The sequence below is a fragment of the Nocardia sp. NPDC003269 genome (assembly GCF_042888005.1).
GTDB lineage: Bacteria > Actinomycetota > Actinomycetes > Mycobacteriales > Mycobacteriaceae > Nocardia.
This window is the reverse complement of the sequence record NZ_JBIAPA010000005.1, coordinates 87,473-104,285: the sequence shown is the minus strand read 5'-3', so window position 1 is coordinate 104,285 and position 16,813 is coordinate 87,473. Positions and strand designations below refer to the sequence as shown.

Below are 16,813 nucleotides of genomic sequence, written 5' to 3'. Positions count from 1 at the left end.
GTCGCGGCCCCTCCCCTCGAAATGCTCAGGCCGCGCGGGCGGGGCGGAGGCCCCAGGCGTCGGCCAGGAGGCGGTGGGACTCCAGGCGGTCGTGGTGGTGGTGGGTGATGGTGGTGACCAGGAGTTCGGTGGCGTCGGTGAGGGTGGCGAGGGCCTGGAGGCGTTCGGTGACGGTGTCGGGGGTGCCGACGATCTGGGCGGCCAGGCGGTCTTCGACGAGGCGGAGCTGGTCGGGGGTGAGGGGGGCGGCGGTGTCGGGGTCGAGGTATTCGCTCGCGCCGGAACCGCTGCGGATGCTGTGCACCCAGTGGCCGTAGGTGCTCGCGTGGTGGCGGGCGGTGGCCTCGTCGGCGGCGACGACCACGTCTGCCGAGACGATCACGTGCGGTTCGGCGAGGGTGGCCGAGGGCCGGAAGGCCGCCCGGTACGCCTCGACCGCGTCCAGCGCGGTACCGGGGGCGACGTGGTAGGCCGCGGCGAACGGCAGCCCGAGGCGTCCCGCCAGCTCGGCGCTCTCCCCGGCCGTGCTGCCGAACAACCACAGTTCCACCTCGGCGCCCTCACCCGGAACGGCGTGCAGCGCAACATCGTTGGAGCCGACGTAGCTGCCGGCGAGCAGCGCGCGCACCTCGCCGACCTGCTCGGGAAAGGCCTGCGCCTCCGCGCCCGGCTGTTGCAGTGCCGCGAGCGAGGCGATGAACTTGGACCGGTCGGTGATCCCGCGCGGATCGAACGGCGGCGGCACCACCACCCCGTCGCGGATCTCGGTGCGCCCGACGAGGGCGTCGAGCACCGGCCGCCCGCCCTTGGTGGTCGAGACCTCGGCACCGAACTGACTGCGCCGGTGCCCGGACCGGCCGAGGCCGAGGTCCAGCCGGCCCGGGGCCACCGCGTCGACGGTGCCGAACGCCTCGACGATCGAGGCGGAGGTGTGGTGGCCCACCTGCACCGCGCCGGTGCCGACCCGGATGCGCGAGGTGGCGGCGGCGACGAGGCCGAGCAGGGTCAGCGACGACGAACTGGCCACCGACACGAAGTGGTGCTCGGCCAGCCAATACCGGTGGTAGCCCCACTGTTCGGCCCGCCGGGCCAGATCGAGGGTGTTGCGCACGGCCTGCGACGCGGAGGACCCGGCGCTGATCGGCGAGAGGTCGAGGATCGATAGCGGAACGGTCACAGCGCCGGATCCTGTTCTCCCGCTTCGATCGCCACCCGCAGCCGGTTCTCGGCCGGCGCGACCGGGCAGGTCGCGTAGTCGGTGAAGGCGCACGGCAGGTTGACCGCCCGGTTGAAGTCCAGCGTCACGGTGCCGTCGGCCTCGACCGCCCCGATCGCCAGCGACCGCGCCGCCGGGTAGGTGGTGACGCCACTGGTGGCGTCGGTGAACAGCACCTTCAGATCCCCGGGCGTGCCGAAGGCGACCAGCGTCTCGGTGGTGTCGCCGATCCGGAATTCGACGGTGCCCGCGGCACGGTGGTGGTGCTCGAGCCCGTCGACGACCGCGCCGGTGGTGACGGTGCGCGCGGTATCGAACGCGGTGAACCGCCCGGTGACGACCCAGCGCGGATCGGCGGCGTAGGCGGGGACCCCGGTGAACGCGGCCAGCGTCGGCGCGGCCGGGTCGTGCACCCGCACCGCGAACTGCCCGGAGCGGCGGATCACCTCGAAGACCCGCTCCTCGTTGAACACGCTGAGCCCGGGCGCGCCCTCCCCGGGGACCAGGATCTGCACGCCGCCGATCCGCTCACCGTCGACATCGAGCCGGTCGGCGGGCTGGGCGGTGATGAACACCTTCTCGTCGGTCACCCACCAGGTGCCGGGCAGGCCGTCGATGCGCGCCGGGCTGTCGGTGAGCCAGTGCAGGCCGGCCAGGCTGAGCCAACCCAGCGGGTCGCGCAGGCCGTCCTCGCGGGCATCGTGCCAGCGGTGCCAGTCGTCGGTGAACGTGGTTGCGGTGCTGGTGGTATCGACGGTGATCGTCATGACGCGCGTGCTCCTTCGGCGACGGTGGGGTGATGGGGATGACGCAGACCGAGGTGGTCGCGCAGCGTGGTGCCCTGGTACTCGGTGCGGAAACTGCCGCGTTCCTGCAGTTCCGGCACCACCCGGTCGACGAATTCGTCGAGCCCGGCGGGCGTGAGGTGCGGGACGAGGATGAAGCCGTCGGCCGCGTCGGACTGCACGTAGTGGTCGATCTGCTCGGCGACCTGGACCGGGGTGCCGATGAACTGCTGCCGCGTGGTGACCTCGATGATCAGTTCGCGGATGCTCAGGTTCCCGGCCTCGGCCTGCGCGCGCCACGCCTTCGCCACGGCCAGTGGATCTTTCGCGTGCCGCACCCGGCCGCGGGTGATCTCGGTCGTCGTGTCGGGTTCGAGGTCGGGCAGCGGGCCGTCGGGGTGATAGCCGGAAAGGTCACGGCCCCACACCTGTTCGAGGAAGGCGAGGGCGGTCTGCGGGCTCACCTGCTGGTAGCGGATGTGCCTGGCCCGCTCGTGCGCCTCGGCCTCGGTGTCGCCGAGCACGAACGTCGCCGCCGGGAAGACCAGCAGTTCGTCGTGGGAGCGGCCGTATTTCGCCAGTCTGCCCTTGATGTCGGCGTAGAACGCCTGCCCGGCCTCGAGGGTGCCGTGCACGGTGAAGATGGCGTCGGCGGCCTCGGCGCCGAACTCACGGCCCTCGTCGGAATCGCCCGCCTGCAACAGCACCGGATGCCCCTGCGGGCTCGGCGGCAGCACGAACGGCGCCTCGAGGTCGAACTGGCTGCTGCGCACGGCCGTGGCGGGCACGTCGTCGGCGAAGACGCCACGCTCCCGGTCGATCACGAGCGCGTCGGCGGGCCAGCTGTCCCACAGGGTCTTGGTCGCCTGGACCACCTCGGCGGCGCGGCGGTAGCGGTCGCGGTGCTCCAGATAGCCGCCGCGCCGGAAGTTCTCGCCGGTGAACGCGTCGGAGGAGGTGACGACGTTCCAGGCGGCGCGTCCGCCGGAGAGGTGATCGAGCGAGGCGAACTGCTTGGCCAGCTCGAAGGGTTCGTTGTAGGTGCTGTTGATGGTGCCGGCCAGCCCGAGCTTCTCGGTGACCGCGGCGACCGCGTTGAGCACGGTCAGCGTGTCCGGCCTGCCCACCACGTCGAGATCGTGGATGCGGCCGCGGTGTTCGCGCAGCCGCAGCCCCTCGGCGAGGAAGAAGAAGTCGAACAGGCCGCGTTCAGCGGTGCGGGCCAGGTGCTCGAAGGACGCGAAATCGACCTGCGACCTCGACGCCGGATCGGCCCAGACGGTGGTGTTGTTGACGCCGGGGAAGTGCGCGGCGAGGTGGACTTGCTTGCGTGGCTTCGTGCTCACAGCGCGGCTCCCTGCGTGCTCTCGGCGTAGCGGCTGGTCGGGCGGGGGAGCCCGAGACGGTCGCGCAGTGTGCCCGTGCCCGGGCCAGGGCCAGGACGGGGCGTGAGCGCGGCGAGGGTGGCGGGCAGCGCCAGCGGCCGCAGCACCACACCGTCGGCGATGGCCGATCCGCCGATCTCGTCGAGCAGGTCGTCGAGTTCGGCCGCGGTGCCGATCTGGGTGAGCCCGGGATCGTCGATCGTCCGCCCCAGCCATTGATCCAGCTCGCGGACCTCCGCCCTGGCCCGCTCGGCCGATTCGGCCAGGTGCACGGTGAGATCGAGCAGGACCCGGACCGTCTCGGGATCGCGGCCCGCCGCGGCGAGGGCGGCGCGCAGCGTGATGCGGTGGGCGGCGGCGGTGGCCAGGTCGGGGGCGCTGATCCGGAGGAGATCGGCGCGGCGCACGGCGATGTCGACGGCCTCGGCGTCGTCGGCGCGCACGGTCACGATCGGCCGGCCCTGGGGCGAGCGCGGCGTGATCGACGGGCCCTTGACCGAGAAGTGGTCACCGGCGAAGTCGATGTAGTGCAGGCGATCCCGGTCGATGAACCGGCCGGTGGGGACGTCGCGGATCTCGGCGTCGTCCTCCCAGCTGTCCCACAGCCGGGTCACCACCTCGACCGCGTCGTCGGCCTCGTGCCACAGGTCGGCCGCGTCCTGGACCAGCTTGCGGCCGAACGCCTTCGCCTCGGTGGCGGTGGTCGAGACACCCACTTCCCAGCCCGCCCGGCCCAGGCTCGCGAAATCGAGCGCGGCGATCGCCTTGGACACGTGGAACGGTTCGGTGTGGGTGACCGGCGCCTGCGGGATCAGCCCGATCCGGTGGGTGCGCGGCGCGACGCGGGCGGCGATGGCGACGGCGTCGAGCCTGCCGCGGGTCACCGCGGTGCCGCCGTCCTGCAGGCCGAACGCGTCGGGCAGGAACACGGCGTCGGCGCCGAGCTGTTCGGCGCGTGTCACCACCTCGATCCAGTAGCCCGCCGTGAACAGGTCTTCGGCACGCGAGTCCGCGCGTCGCCAGGACGCGGGATGCGTTCCGGTGCCCACGGTCTCGATGCCGAGGAACAGGGCGTTCTCGCTCATCGGGTGAGGTCCTTTCCGTCGAGAGGGTCGATCCGGACGCCCGGCGTGGGGATCGCGGCGAGCAGTTCGCGCGTGTAGTCGTGCCGCGGATCGGTGAACAAGGTGGCGGTCGGGCCCGTCTCGACGATGCGACCGTGCCGCATCACCGCCACCCGATCGCTGATCTGCCGGACGACGGCCAGATCGTGGGAGATGAACAGATAGCCGAGCGCGAGCTCTTGCTGCAGCCCGTCGAGCAGGTCGAGGATCTGCGCCTGCACCGAGGCGTCCAGCGCCGAGACCGGCTCGTCGAGCACCAGCAGGTCCGGCCGCAGGGCAAGGGCGCGGGCGATGGCGACGCGCTGGCGCTGTCCACCGGACAGTTCGGCGGGCCTGCGCGCGGTGAACTCGCCGGACAGCGCGACCTGGTCGAGCAGTTCGCCCACCCGGCGGGCCCGCGCGGCGCGGTCGCCGACGCCGTAGGCGTGCAGCGGTTCGGCGATGATGTCGCCGACCTGCCAGCGCGGATCGAGCGACGAGTACGGGTTCTGGTACACCACCTGGAAGCGGCGGCGCAGCTCGCGCAGCCTGCGCCTGCGCGCGCTGGTGAGGTCGTGCCCGTCGAAGGTCACCGTGCCGCTGTCGGGTTCGGTCAGCCGCAGCGCGATCCGCGCGGTGGTGGACTTGCCCGAACCGGATTCGCCGACCAGCGCGAGTGTCTCGCCCCGGTCGAGGGTGAACTCGACATCGTCGACCGCGGTGACATCGGCCGCGTGGAACCGCTTGTGCAGGGCCCGCACCGACAGCAGCGGTGACTCGGCCCTGGTGCGCGGCGGCCGGAATCCGGCGGGCGCGAGTGCGGGCGAGGCGGCCAGCAACCGGCGCGTGTACGGGTGCTGCGGATGGGTGAGAACCTGTGCCGCCGGACCGGATTCGACCACCTCGCCGCGCTCGAGCACCACCAGCCGATCGGCCCGCTCGGCGGCGACGGCCAGATCGTGGGTGATCAGCAGCACGGCCGTGCCGCGGGCGGCGATCCGTTCGGCCAGCCGGTCCAGCACCTGCCGGGCCACCGTCGCGTCCAGCGCGCTGGTGGGTTCGTCGGCGATGATCAGCTCCGGGCCGCAGGCCAGCGCGATGGCGATCAGCACCCGCTGGCGCTGCCCGCCGGACAGCTCGTGTGGATATTGCCGGGCGCGCAGCTCGGGGCGGTCGAGGCCGACTTCCGTGAGCAGGTCCAGGGCCCGCAACCGGGCGCCGCGCCGATCGGCCAGCTGATGCACCAGTAGTGCCTCGGCCACCTGATCGCCCACGCGCAGGACCGGATTCAGCGAGAGGCCCGGGTCCTGGGGCACCAGCCCGACCCGGGCACCGCGCAGGCGCCGCAGGGCCTTCTCGTCGCTGGGGTCGACCGGCTCACCGGCGAACTCGATCCCGCCGGAGACGTAGCGCGCGGACTCGCCGAGCAGGCCGATCACCGCGTGCGCCAGGGTGGACTTGCCCGAGCCGGATTCCCCGACCAGCGCCACCACCTCGCCGCGGCCGACCTCGATCGAGGCGCCGCGCAGGGCGTCGACCGGGCCGGAACTCGCGCGGTACGCGATGCGCAACTCGTCGACCCGTAGGAGGGGACCGGTCGGTGTCGCGGAAGCGTCGGTTGTCGTGTGCGTGGCCGCCGATTCGCTCATCGGGTCTCCGCCTTTCCGACGTATCGGCCGAGGCGCTGTGCCGAGAGCACGACCGCGACGATGACCAGACCCGGCAGCGTCGTCAGCCACCACGCCGAGGCGAGGAAGTTGCGACCCTCCGAGATCAGCGAACCCCATTCGGGGGTGGGTGGTTTGGTGCCGTAGCCGAGGAAGCTCAGCGAGGACACCGCCAGCACGGCCATGCCGAATTCCACGGCCGCCAGCGCCAGCACCGGCTGGAACGCATTGGGCAGCACGTGCTTGGCGAGCACCGCGTACCAGCGCACGCCGGACGCGTGCGCCGCCTCCACGTACGGCGCGTGCCGCACCCGCAGCACCTCCGAGCGCATCACCCTGGCGAAGTTCGCGATGAGCGAGATGCCTACGGCCAGGGCGACATTGCGGGTGCCGAAGCCCAGCGCGGTCACCAGCGCCAGCGACAGCAGCAGCGCGGGGATCGAGAGCAGCACGTCGACGACCCGCATGATCGCGGTGTCGACGATCCCGCCCGCCGCGCCGGAGAGCAGCCCCAGCAGCGAGCCGACCACCAGGGCGATGCCGACGGCGGTCAGGGTCGCGGTGAGCGAGAGCCCGGCGCCGTGCACCATCCTGGTGTAGAGGTCGCGGCCGAGATTGTCGGTGCCGAACCAGTGCGCCGCGCCGGGCGCCTGGAACTTCTCGGCGGGCACGCCGGTCAGCGGGTCGCCGGGCGCGAACACCGACGGCGCCACCGCCCAGCCGATCGCGACGGCGAGCACGAGGCCGGCGAGCACCAGGCCCAGATGTCCACGGACCCAGCGCGCGATCCCGGCGGCCCGTCGCGTCCACGCGGTGCTGTCGTCGGCCGTGCCGGGCCGCTCGGCGACCGAGCCACGGCGCACGAGGATGTCAACCATGGGTGTTCCCTTCGGTCTCGGTGGGGTCAGGCACTGTGCGCCGCCTTCGCGGCGACGTCGGCCTTGGTGTCGGGGAGCGCGCCGGAACGTGCCTTGGCGCGTCTGTTCCCGGCGCCGGTGATGCGCGGATCGAGCAGGGGATAGAGCAGATCGACCGTCAGATTCACCACGACGAAGATCAGCGCCGAGAGCAGCACCACGCCCTGCACCACCGGGATGTCCTGGTTGAGCACGGCGGTCTGAGTCAGCCTGCCCACCCCGGCGCGGGCGAACACCGACTCCACCACCACCGAGCCGGCCAGCATGGTGCCGACCAGCACGCCGGCGATGGTGAACGCGGGGACGGCGGCGAGCCGGGCGACGTGGCGCCGCTGCACCCACCAGCGCGACGCGCCCTTGGCCAGCGCCACCTCGGTGAACGGCTGACGCCAGGTCTGCTGCAAGCCGGCCGCGAGGACCTGGGCGATCACCGCGCCGATCGGCAGCGCCAGGGTCAGCGCGGGCAGCAGGGTGCCGCACAGCCCGGTCCCACCGAACGCCGGGAACCAGTGCAGCCGGAAGGAGAACAGCTGCAACAGGATCAGGCCGGTCCAGAACGTCGGCACCGAAACACCCAGTGGCGGCAGCGCGCTCAGCGTGTTGCGCAGCCACGGACGACGGGTGTAGGTGGCGGCGAAGGCCAGCACCACGCCGCCGAGGGTGGCGAACAGCAGGGCCAGCGCCGCCAGGCCGAGGGTGGCGGGCAGCACGTCGAGCAGGGCGTCGGTGACCGGCTGCCCGGTGCTGATGGACCGGCCGAGATCACCGGTCACCGCGTTGCCCAGCGCGGTCACGTACTGCTCCCACAGGGGCTTGTCCAGCCCGTAGCGGGCCTGCAGTTCCGCGATCGCCGCCTTGTCGACGGCGCTGCCGGGGCCGCCGCCGTCGGCGGCCATCGACACCGGGTCGGCGGGCAGCAGATACAGCACGACGAAGGAGATGGTGAACGCCGCCCACATCACCCAGATCGCCTGCAGCACGCGCGAACCCACATAGCGGCCCATGACTAGCGCCCGCTCAGCCAGGTATCGAAGAACTGCAGCCGGGCCGAGGCCTCGAACTTCAGGTCCTGGGTGTTCGCGGCCGCGCCGATCGCCTGCGACAGTTCGACGGTGGGGACGTAGAGGCCGTTGTCGAGGATCTGCTGCTGCGCCGTCTTGATCAGCGCGGCGCGGGCCGCGGGATCGTTGGTGGCGAGCTGCTTGTCCAGGGTCTCGTCCAGTGCCGGGATCGGACCGCGCGCGTTGAGGTTGCGGCCGGTGAGCGAGAACGAGGTGCGCAGGATGTCGCCGTCGGCGCGGGTGGAGTTGCTGTAGAAGGAGTCGTAGTCCTTGGAGTTCATCTTGGCGGTGCTCTCCGGGCCGGAGACCAGGTCGAGCTTCAGCTCCACGCCCACCTGGCGCAGCTGCTGCTGCACCAGCTCGAGGATCGCCTGGTTGCCCGCGAAGACCTGGCTGAAGGTCACCGAGAAGCTCAGGCGCTCACCGTTCTTCGCGCGGATGCCGTCCGCGCCCGGCGTCCAGCCCGCCTGGTCCAGGATCGACTTGGCCTTGGCCGGGTCGTTGGGCAGCTTCGCCGACAGATCCGCGTAGGCGGGGGTCGCCGAGGCCAGCGACGAGGTCGCGAACTTGAACTGCGGGCCGAGCACGGTGTCGACGAGCTGCTTGCGATCCAGCGCCGGCAGCAGCGCCTGGCGCACCGCCGGGTCGCGCAGCGGTCCGCGATTCACGTTGAGCTGCAAGCCGAACGGCGTGCCGGGGTTCGAGGTGGACAGGATCCGGCCGTCGACGGCCTCGATCTGCGGCGCGTCCTGGGGCAGCGCGTCGCTGATCGCGTCGAGCTGGCCGGAGACCAGGCTGCCGGTGCGCACGCCGGACTCGGGGACGACGGTGAATTCGATCCGGTCCAGGTAGGCCTCGCCCTGATGCCCGAACACCGCCGAGCCCCAGCGGTATCCGGCCCGCTTGGCCAGGGTCACCGAGACGTCCTGCTTGTAGGCCGCGTAGGTGAACGGGCCGCTGCCGATGTTGTCGCCGGCGCACCGGGCCTCAGCCGGTTTGGCATTGGTCGCCTGGCCGAGGATGCCGAGCTGCGGCGTCGAGGACGCCTGCAGGAACTGGGCGTTGGGCTGGCTGAACTCGACCCGGGCGGTGAGCTTGTCGACCGCGGTCGTGCCGACGTAGTTGGTCAGGTAGCTCGCGCCGAGCGGCGCCTTCGCGCCACCCAGCTTGATGATCGCGTCGAAGGTGTCGCGCACCGAATCCGCGGTCAGCGGGGTGCCGTCGCTGAAGGTGACGCCGTCGGCGAGCTTGAAGGTGAACACCTTGGCGTCGGGGCTGACCTCCCAGCTCTGGGCCAGCCACGGGGTGATCGCGCCGGTCTTGGGGTCCTGATCGGTGAGCGAGTCGACGATCTGGCGGGCGACATAGATGGTCTGGTTCGACCCGGCCTGGGCCGGATCCGAGCACGACGGCGCCTGGGACAGCCCGTAGCGCAGGGTGCCGCCGGGCTGGGGCGGACCGGCCTGCCCACTCGAGCCGCCGGTGTCGCTGCCGCACGCGACCACGGAGGTGGCGACAGCCAGGACGCCGGCGACGGCGGCGAGACGATGACGGGGACCGATCACGGGGTGACTCCAGAGAATTCGCGGCCTGCGGCCAGGGGATTGAGGGGAAAACGGCGGCGCGGTTCGGGCGCCACCTCGGCCTGGAACAGCGCGAGGCTGCCCAGGTGGTCGGAGTCGGTCACGGGGGCGATGCCGGTGATCGGGTCGGGGACCCGCACTGCAGACCTCGCCACTGTTGCTCCTCCATCGAACCCGGCGGAAGCACCCACACCCGGGAACGGGCGGGTTGCTGCGACGTCGTGGAGCCAGGTCTCTCGGTCGCTCTGGATGGTTGTGACCGGCCACAGGGGCCGGTACCGAATCAGCATGTGGCACTGCCGCGATGCTTCACAACGGTAAGGATCAGCGTGAGCGCAGAGCTTGGAACCGGGCCCGCGCTGGTGCACACTGTCCGCGACGCGCCGACGAATCGGTGCACCTCACCTGCGGGGATTTCACCGGATACCGGCGTAGCGTCGGATGTCTCCGCGTCGATGAGGAGTGCGTCGTGACCGAGCCGCGTCGTTGCACCACCCTGACCACGCTGGCGGCCTGCGCCGCCGCGCTGCTGCTGGCCGCGCCCACCGCGGCGGCCGCGCCCGCGACGGTAACCAGGGATGCGCCCACCGTGCGGACCGCGGGCCCCGGCGACCTGCTCGGCGCGTACCGGACCGTCGTCGACACGCTCGAAGCGCTGGGCATCCAGCCGTTCCTCTACCCGACGGTCGCCGCGAACTGCGGCGGCGACGGCCTCGGCCTCGTGCCCGCCGTGGCGGGCGCGGTGCCCGGGCCGTGGCCCGCGAACGCCGTGCAGATCCCCGGCCTCGACCTCACCGCCGTGAAGTCGGGACAGACGATGTTCACCTTCCTGCCCTACGGCCTGTCGCCGGACACCGCCGCCACCGCGACCTCCGGCATGCAGGTGGCCTGGCTCAACATCAGCACCGGCCGCGGCGGGATGGCCTCGATGGGCTCGATCGCCGACGTGGTGCGCGCCCTGGTCCCGCCCGAGGTCCCGGTCGAACTGCGCCCGATCGCCGAAACCGCCATCCGCGACTTCCTCTTCGCCGCCATCCCGGTCGGCGGCGTCCGCGCGGTTCCGGTCGACACCGGCCGGGGCACCGTGCTGGCCGCCGTCTTCGGCACCACCGACAACGCGGGCCGCTCCTGCTTCTTCTTCCCGACCGTCGGCATCACCGAAGTTCCCTGAGCCGCGTCACCGGTCAGGAACGAAGAAGCGCCGATCGCTGGTGTGCGCCTACCGTTCTCGGCATGGACAGCAGCACTGCGGCGATCGCAGTCATCGGAACGGGTCGGGTCGGTACGGCGGTGGGGACGGCGCTCGCCGCGGCGGGACGGCGGGTCGTCTACGGGTCGCGCACGCCGGGTGACGGGCGGGTCGGGGTCGCCGAGGCGCTCGCCGAGAGCGCGGTCGTGCTGGTCGCGATTCCGGCCGAGGCCGTCGACGGCTTCGCTCGCGAACACGCGGCCGCGCTCGACGGCAAGCTGGTGCTCGACGCGACCAACAGTTTCGGGGCCGGACCGGCCAACGCGGCAGCCACTTTCGCCGAACACGCGCCGACGGCCCGGTACGCGCGCGCGTTCAACAGTCTGGGCGCGGAGGCCTTCGCCGACCCGACGTTCGACGGTGCGCCCGCGGACCTGTTCTATTCGTGCGCGGCCGCGGACCGCAATGCGGTCGAGGATCTCGTCGCCGCGGTCGGGCTGCGGCCGGTCTTCGTCGGCGAAGGCAATCACGAGGTCGTCGACGGCGTGATGCGGCTGTGGCTGACCCTCGCGATGGGGGAGGGGAGGGGGCGCGAGTTCGCGTTCCGGATCGTCGACCGCTGAGCTCAGGCCTGCTGCGCGCTCACGGTCTCCGGGGCGACGAGGGGGCGCTGCTTCCAGCGCAGGGTGCCGGTGCGGTGGCGATAGTGCGAGCGGGTCCACAGCGCCAGGTAGTGGGCGACGCCCAGCGGGTGGGCGATCGCGGAGGTGAGGTCGGTGCGGGTGGGTGCCCGGCGGGTCTCGGTGGCGCGGGCGGCGAGGCGGCCCGCCACGGCGGCGAGGTAGCCGAGCAGCCCGGCGCGGCGGACCCGGCCGCGGCCGCACAGTGCCGCCAGCGGGGGAATCCAGTAGGCCAGGGCCGCCAGGGCGCCCACCGCGGCGCCCGCGTCGACCCGGCCGCCGTAGGCCGACCACAGCCAGCGGGTGTAGCCGTCGGTGAGTTCGGCCGCCCCGGTGTACATCCGGGTGCTCGCGCTGGGTCCCGCCGCGACCAGAGCGGTGCGATGCCCGGCCCGGCGCAGCGCCCTGGCCAGATCGAGATCCTCGGTGGCGCTGGCGGCGACGGCCGCGTGCCCGCCACCGGCACGATAGGCCGCGGCGTCGACGGCGAGGAACTGCCCGCACGCCACCGCGGTCGACGGGCGCAGACTGTGATTGGCCGGGCCGACCGGCAGCGTCGACGCCCACGCCCACGCCAGCAGCGGCTGGACCAGACGCTCGGTGGTCGAGGCCGACTCCTGCACCGGCCAGGCCGACACCAGACCGGCTCCGCGCCTGCGCAATTCGGTGACCGACGCGGCGACGGCGGACGGGGCGAGCCGGACGTCGGCGTCGACGAAGACCAGGGCCGCCGCGTCGGTGCGGGCGGCGAGCCGGGCGCAGGCGGCGGCCTTGCCGGTCCAGCCGGGCGCCGGGTGGGCGGCCGAGCGCAGCACGGTGAACCGGTCGTCACCGCCGACCGCGGCCAAGGCGGCCTCGTAGGTGCGGTCGGTGGAGGCGTCGTCGAGGATCAGCACGCGCAGCCGGGGGACGCCGGTCTGGGCGCGCAGGTCGCCGATGAGTTCGGGCAGGCGCTCGGCCTCGTCGCGGGCGGGCACGCAGACCGTCACCGGTTCGATCACGCCGGCCACCCGGCGCGGCAGGCTGCGCAACGTGACCAGGTTGTAGGCGGCGGTGGTCGCGCCCAGCGCGGCGAGACCGGTGCCCGCCCAGGTCAGGTAGCGGCCCGCCGCGCCCATGTCAGCGGCCCAGCCTGCGGCCGGCGATGTCGCGCCAGATCTCCTGCGGCGAGAAGCCGCCGCGCGGCGCGTTCGGCGGGCCGGGGTTGCGGTCGCGGAAGGCCAGCCCGGCGATCAGCGCGGCGACGGCGAGGGTGATGCCGCCGACGATGCCCGCCCAGCCCGCGAACGAGCGGGTGTTCGGGTCGGCGTACTTCACCTCGGCGCGCAGGGTCGAGGTCTCGCCGGCGGGCAGCTTCCAGGACACGGTGTTGTCGCCCTCGCGGGTGCCGTTGGTCTTGGCGACACGGGCCGGGAAGGCGATGGAGAACTGCACGTCCGAGCCCTGCGGCGGCACCGACTCCAGGTCGACGCGGCCCTTGAGGCTCACCAGATCGCCGGTGCGCTGGAACTCCAGGGTGAACATGCCCTGGGTCTGATCCGACAGGCCGCCGAGCTGGCCGACCTCGCCGAAGGTCAGGTCGTCGAAGAACACCTGGGTGCCGACGAAGCCGTCCTGGTTGTAGTTCTCGATGCGCACCTTGGCGGCCAGCTGGTCCGGCGCCTTCAGCTGCGGGCCCTTGTCGGTGGGGCCGGTCGGCACCACCGCGGCGACGATGCGCCCCGACACCCGGTCGTTGGACGACACGCCCATCGACACCTGCACGCGCAGGCACCCGGCCAGCGCGGGCACCAGCAGCGCCAGCAGGACGGCGACCGCGGCGACGCGCCGCGCGGGCACGCGACGACGTGGCGACGGAGTGGGCATGTCGGCGACGAGACTCGGCTGCACGGGTGACATCGTGCCAGGCCCGGGCCCGAGAACCCACACGACGGGCCCACCGGGTCGCGCGCATCCGCGCCGAACAGGCATTTCCCGCCGGATTCGGGTACTCCGCCGACTCAGCGCGCGCGGTCGGCGGCCAGGTCCCGCGTACGCAGCAGCAGCGGGACGCCGAGCGGCGCGAGCCCGGCGAGACCCCAGCAGGCGGAGGCGGGCAGGCCGAGGAACACCGCGTGGGCGAGGGCCGAGCCGAGCCAGGTCCAGACGAACACCGCCACCGGCACCGCCACCGACGGGTCGTGCGCGGGCGGCACCCGGCGGTCGAGCACGGTCAGCAGCGCCGCCATCAGCGTGGCGACCAGCGCCCAGCCGAGGTAGTTGGTGTACGGGATCTGGGGGAGACCGGGCAGCCCGGCATCGGTGACCGCCCAGGTCCACTGCCCGTCGGCCACCATCTGCGGATCGAGGAACAGATCCCAGCCGACCGCCCCGACCACGAAGAGCCCGGCTCGGCCCGCCGCGCCGCGCACGAGCACCCCCGCGACGATCCAGATCGGATAGAGCCCGCCGGTCCAGGCCAGCGGAACCACCAGCGGCACCTCGGCGAGCGCGGGCCCGATCCGGTCGACGGCATAGGCGTAGGCGCCGAACGGGAACCCGGTGGCCGTGCCGACGATCTCGGCGGTGAGCCCGAGCCCGGAGACGATGACGAAGAACCCGGTGGCCCAGCGCCCGCCCCGCGTTGTCGCCGCGTGCGCGAGGGCGGTCGCCGCCGACAGCGCGACGACGACGATCGTGATCCGGTCCCGGATCGTGCCCGCGCTCAACGGATACGCGATCTGGACCAGGACCAGCAGGATCGCCGTCGCGGTCGGCAGCGCCCGCGCGGGCTCGGCCCGCAACCATCGACCGAAGATCGCCGCGCCCTGTCCGAGCCGGTCGACGAGCTGGTGGCCCCCGGTGCCGATCATCGGTGTCGCCTGTCGGTCACGAGGGACGCGCGCGACGGTGCCGCGCCGCGCGCCGCGAGTCCGGCCCTCATCGTCGGTGCGGCAGCGAGAACCGGCGGATCCGGCGATCGCCGAGCACGAGCCGGGCCGCGCTGCGCCCACTGGCACCGGAGACGCCGCCGCCCGGATGGGTCGACGCGCCCGTCAGATACAGCCCGGGCGCCCCCGGCACCCGCTGCCCCGACAACTCCGGCAGCGGCCGCCACAGCATCATCTGATCCAGCGACATCTCCACGTGCATGACATTGCCCCCGCGCAAACCCATCTCGCGCTCCAGATCGACGGGCGTCTGCACGAACCGCTGCCGCACCGACGACGCGAAGCCGGGCGCGTACCGCTCGACCTCCGCGATGATCCGATCGGCCTCGTGTTCGGCGTGGTCGGCCCAGTCGCTGCCGTCGGCGAGCGCGTACGGATGCCACTGCGCCCACAGCGACAGCTGGTGCTCGCCGGGTGGCGCGATGGTGGGGTCGAGCGCGCTGAAGCTCATCGCCAGCACCACCGGTCGCGGCGGCAGGTCACCACCGGCCGCGGCGCCGTGCGCGCGCCGCAGCTGGTTCCGGTCCGAGACGAGGAACTGCAGGCCGCGGGCGGATTCGGCGGTCGTGGCGCCGGGATACTCGGGGAGCCGGTCGGTGGCCAGGCGCACCACCATGCCGATGCCGGGGCCGACCCGGATGCGGCGCTGCCAGTCGTCCAGGGTGGCCGCGTCGAAGTCGCCCGCGCGCAGCAGATCCAGGGTCGCCAGGATGTGCGAGCCCGCGATCACGGTGTCGGCGCGCAGATTCCGGCCCGCGGCGGTGGTGACCCGCCAGCCGTCGCCGGTGCGGCGCAGGGCGGTGACGGCGTCGCCGGTGTGCAGTTCGCCGCCGTCGGCGCGCAGCCGGGCGATCAGGGCCGCGCTGAGCGCCCCACTTCCCCCCACGGCCCGGCCGGGCGGCAGCGTGTGCATGAGCGCGGCGAAACCGGCCATCGGCGCCGAGCCGGGTTCCGACATCGGCGGGCCCGACTGCGCGCCGAACCAGGCCAGCGACGCCTTGAGGCGTTCGTCGTCGAACCAGTAGTCCAGCAGCGCGTCCCCGGTCTGCAGGAACTCCCTGGACAGGGCGCTGCCGCCCGCGCGCGCGTCCAGCCCCCAGAACGAGCGCACGAGCCTGCCCGGCGTCGGCGGACCGCCGAACGCGCGCATCACCCGCGCGCTGCGCTCACCCCACACCCCGACGAAGCGGCGGTAGGCGTCGGCGTCGCGCGTGCCGCAGGCCGCGGCGATCGAGGCGCAGGTCAGGTCGAGATCGCGATGGAAGACGATCGGCGGGCGCACGCCGTCCGACGGCGTGAAACCCCAGGGATCGCAGTCGATGTAGCGCAGCCCGAACCGGTCGAGTTCGAGCTCCTCGATGATCCCGGTGTGCCGGATCATGATGTGCGCCGAGGATCCGCGATCCACCAGGTGGCCGGGGAACCGCTCGACCGTCGAGACCGCGCCGCCGGGCACCTCGTCGCGCTCGAGCACCTGCACCCGCTGTCCGGCCCTGGCCAGGTAGCAGGCCGCGACCAGCGCGTTGTGCCCGGAACCGACGACGACCGTCGTGCCTGCCGTCCTCACGCGCCGGACGCGGGCAGCGGCAGCCGCCGTCCCAGGATGGCGAACGGCCTGGTGTCGCCCGCGAACACGAAATTGCGGATCACATCGGTGAATCCGGCCCGCCGGTACAGCCGCCAGGCCCGGTTGTCCTCCTCGGGCACCTCGGGCGTCGACAGCAGCACCGCGGCCTCGGTGCGGTCGGCCAGCAGCCGCTCGAGCAGCGTCGAGCCGATGCCGCGGCCCTGCGCGGCCGGATGCACGTGCAACTCGGTGAGTTCGAAGTAGTCGGCGAGCAGCTCGCGAGCGGCGGCCTCGGGCCAGCCGCAGCGGCGCATCCCGGTGTGCACCTGCTGATGCCACCACTGCCGCGGCGCGCCGCTGTAGCCGTAGGCAATCGCGAGGATCGGGGCGGTGCGCAGGTCGACGGCGCCGGAGTCGTCGGGCAGCACGGCGGCCACGGCACGCCAGCCCGCCCGGGTGGTGTGCTCGGTCCACATCGGGGCGCGGTGATGCTCGGTGCCGCGCGGATAGTCCATGGCGGCGACATACACCGACAGGGCGTCGTGCAGGCGCGCGCGCAGGGCGGCGACGCTGAGGTCGACGACGACGGGTGCGGGGGTGTGATTCGGCTTGACGGCTGTCATGGCTCTCGTCGATGGCGCGCTGGCGCGGAAGTTGTCGGTGGGTGTCCCTATATTCAATCTCAATTCAAACGTTCGAATGCTTGTTCGATCTGTGCGAGGGGCGAAAG

Annotated in this window: 16 protein-coding genes and 1 riboswitch; of the genes, 2 read left to right on the top strand and 14 right to left on the bottom strand. The window is 72.8% G+C overall.

What is annotated here, in order from left to right:
* Positions 1-25: 25 nt before the first annotated feature.
* Genes ACFYWJ_RS31750 through ACFYWJ_RS31710 form a run of 9 tightly spaced genes read right to left on the bottom strand, consistent with a single transcriptional unit; the run spans position 26 to position 9,872 of the window.
* Positions 26-1,177 carry an LLM class flavin-dependent oxidoreductase gene (locus tag ACFYWJ_RS31750; RefSeq protein WP_355280141.1) on the bottom strand — a complete coding sequence of 384 codons (1,152 nt, stop codon included), beginning with the start codon at positions 1,175-1,177 and terminating at the stop codon, positions 26-28.
* Positions 1,174-1,983, bottom strand: coding sequence for a DUF1684 domain-containing protein (locus ACFYWJ_RS31745; RefSeq protein ID WP_355280143.1), 810 nt, complete (start codon positions 1,981-1,983; stop codon positions 1,174-1,176). The genes ACFYWJ_RS31750 and ACFYWJ_RS31745 overlap by 4 nt, the downstream gene beginning before the upstream one ends.
* Entirely contained in the window at positions 1,980-3,347 is a 1,368-nt protein-coding gene (locus tag ACFYWJ_RS31740) for an NtaA/DmoA family FMN-dependent monooxygenase (RefSeq protein WP_355280145.1), read from the bottom strand. Before ACFYWJ_RS31740 ends, ACFYWJ_RS31745 begins: the two co-directional genes overlap by 4 nt.
* Positions 3,344-4,471, bottom strand: coding sequence for an LLM class flavin-dependent oxidoreductase (locus tag ACFYWJ_RS31735; RefSeq protein ID WP_355280147.1), 1,128 nt, complete (start codon positions 4,469-4,471; stop codon positions 3,344-3,346). Before ACFYWJ_RS31735 ends, ACFYWJ_RS31740 begins: the two co-directional genes overlap by 4 nt.
* Positions 4,468-6,138 (bottom strand): ABC transporter ATP-binding protein, encoded by a 1,671-nt coding sequence (locus ACFYWJ_RS31730; protein WP_355280148.1) that lies wholly within the window; start codon positions 6,136-6,138, stop codon positions 4,468-4,470. The genes ACFYWJ_RS31735 and ACFYWJ_RS31730 overlap by 4 nt, the downstream gene beginning before the upstream one ends.
* Complete coding sequence (locus ACFYWJ_RS31725; RefSeq protein ID WP_355280150.1) at positions 6,135-7,034, bottom strand: ABC transporter permease; 900 nt, start codon at positions 7,032-7,034, stop codon at positions 6,135-6,137. The genes ACFYWJ_RS31730 and ACFYWJ_RS31725 overlap by 4 nt, the downstream gene beginning before the upstream one ends.
* Positions 7,035-7,060: 26 nt before the next feature.
* On the bottom strand, positions 7,061-8,077 hold the full coding sequence (locus ACFYWJ_RS31720; RefSeq protein ID WP_355280151.1) for an ABC transporter permease: 1,017 nt from the start codon (positions 8,075-8,077) through the stop codon (positions 7,061-7,063).
* A gap of 2 nt (positions 8,078-8,079) precedes the next feature.
* Positions 8,080-9,699: an ABC transporter substrate-binding protein gene (locus tag ACFYWJ_RS31715; RefSeq protein ID WP_355280153.1), complete on the bottom strand. Its 1,620-nt coding sequence runs from the start codon at positions 9,697-9,699 to the stop codon at positions 8,080-8,082.
* Positions 9,696-9,872, bottom strand: coding sequence for a hypothetical protein (locus tag ACFYWJ_RS31710; protein ID WP_355280155.1), 177 nt, complete (start codon positions 9,870-9,872; stop codon positions 9,696-9,698). Before ACFYWJ_RS31710 ends, ACFYWJ_RS31715 begins: the two co-directional genes overlap by 4 nt.
* Positions 9,873-9,879: 7 nt before the next feature.
* A riboswitch (SAM riboswitch) is annotated at positions 9,880-9,973 on the bottom strand.
* A 213-nt stretch (positions 9,974-10,186) separates the two neighbouring features.
* On the opposite strand from ACFYWJ_RS31710, the gene ACFYWJ_RS31705 reads away from it, so the two are divergent.
* Both ACFYWJ_RS31705 and ACFYWJ_RS31700 read left to right on the top strand, forming a co-directional pair.
* Positions 10,187-10,888 (top strand): hypothetical protein, encoded by a 702-nt coding sequence (locus tag ACFYWJ_RS31705; RefSeq protein ID WP_355280157.1) that lies wholly within the window; start codon positions 10,187-10,189, stop codon positions 10,886-10,888.
* A gap of 62 nt (positions 10,889-10,950) precedes the next feature.
* Positions 10,951-11,529 (top strand): NAD(P)-binding domain-containing protein, encoded by a 579-nt coding sequence (locus ACFYWJ_RS31700; protein ID WP_355280159.1) that lies wholly within the window; start codon positions 10,951-10,953, stop codon positions 11,527-11,529.
* Positions 11,530-11,531: 2 nt separating this feature from the next.
* Here the strand turns inward: ACFYWJ_RS31700 and ACFYWJ_RS31695 are convergent, their stop codons facing one another.
* The 5 genes from ACFYWJ_RS31695 to ACFYWJ_RS31675 all read right to left on the bottom strand — a co-directional run bounded on the left by ACFYWJ_RS31695 (position 11,532) and on the right by ACFYWJ_RS31675 (position 16,706).
* Positions 11,532-12,704 carry a glycosyltransferase gene (locus ACFYWJ_RS31695; RefSeq protein WP_355280160.1) on the bottom strand — a complete coding sequence of 391 codons (1,173 nt, stop codon included), beginning with the start codon at positions 12,702-12,704 and terminating at the stop codon, positions 11,532-11,534.
* 1 nt (position 12,705) lies between these two features.
* Positions 12,706-13,452, bottom strand: coding sequence for an LppM family (lipo)protein (locus ACFYWJ_RS31690; protein ID WP_355280191.1), 747 nt, complete (start codon positions 13,450-13,452; stop codon positions 12,706-12,708).
* 134 nt (positions 13,453-13,586) lie between these two features.
* Positions 13,587-14,438, bottom strand: coding sequence for a carotenoid biosynthesis protein (locus tag ACFYWJ_RS31685; RefSeq protein ID WP_355280162.1), 852 nt, complete (start codon positions 14,436-14,438; stop codon positions 13,587-13,589).
* A gap of 67 nt (positions 14,439-14,505) precedes the next feature.
* Positions 14,506-16,083 carry an NAD(P)/FAD-dependent oxidoreductase gene (locus tag ACFYWJ_RS31680; RefSeq protein ID WP_355280163.1) on the bottom strand — a complete coding sequence of 526 codons (1,578 nt, stop codon included), beginning with the start codon at positions 16,081-16,083 and terminating at the stop codon, positions 14,506-14,508.
* Entirely contained in the window at positions 16,080-16,706 is a 627-nt protein-coding gene (locus ACFYWJ_RS31675) for an N-acetyltransferase (RefSeq protein ID WP_355280165.1), read from the bottom strand. The genes ACFYWJ_RS31680 and ACFYWJ_RS31675 overlap by 4 nt, the downstream gene beginning before the upstream one ends.
* Positions 16,707-16,813 lie beyond the last annotated feature (107 nt).

What these genes read in the sequence shown, in the direction of transcription:
- ACFYWJ_RS31675 (WP_355280165.1), bottom strand. Translation starts at nt 16,706, where the DNA reads ATGACAGCCGTCAAGCCGAATCACACCCCCGCACCCGTCGTCGTCGAC.
- ACFYWJ_RS31735 (WP_355280147.1), bottom strand. Translation starts at nt 4,471, where the DNA reads ATGAGCGAGAACGCCCTGTTCCTCGGCATCGAGACCGTGGGCACCGGA.
- ACFYWJ_RS31745 (WP_355280143.1), bottom strand. Translation starts at nt 1,983, where the DNA reads ATGACGATCACCGTCGATACCACCAGCACCGCAACCACGTTCACCGAC.
- ACFYWJ_RS31720 (WP_355280151.1), bottom strand. Translation starts at nt 8,077, where the DNA reads ATGGGCCGCTATGTGGGTTCGCGCGTGCTGCAGGCGATCTGGGTGATG.
- ACFYWJ_RS31695 (WP_355280160.1), bottom strand. Translation starts at nt 12,704, where the DNA reads ATGGGCGCGGCGGGCCGCTACCTGACCTGGGCGGGCACCGGTCTCGCC.
- ACFYWJ_RS31700 (WP_355280159.1), top strand. Translation starts at nt 10,951, where the DNA reads ATGGACAGCAGCACTGCGGCGATCGCAGTCATCGGAACGGGTCGGGTC.
- ACFYWJ_RS31685 (WP_355280162.1), bottom strand. Translation starts at nt 14,438, where the DNA reads ATGATCGGCACCGGGGGCCACCAGCTCGTCGACCGGCTCGGACAGGGC.
- ACFYWJ_RS31690 (WP_355280191.1), bottom strand. Translation starts at nt 13,452, where the DNA reads ATGCCCACTCCGTCGCCACGTCGTCGCGTGCCCGCGCGGCGCGTCGCC.
- ACFYWJ_RS31725 (WP_355280150.1), bottom strand. Translation starts at nt 7,034, where the DNA reads ATGGTTGACATCCTCGTGCGCCGTGGCTCGGTCGCCGAGCGGCCCGGC.
- ACFYWJ_RS31730 (WP_355280148.1), bottom strand. Translation starts at nt 6,138, where the DNA reads ATGAGCGAATCGGCGGCCACGCACACGACAACCGACGCTTCCGCGACA.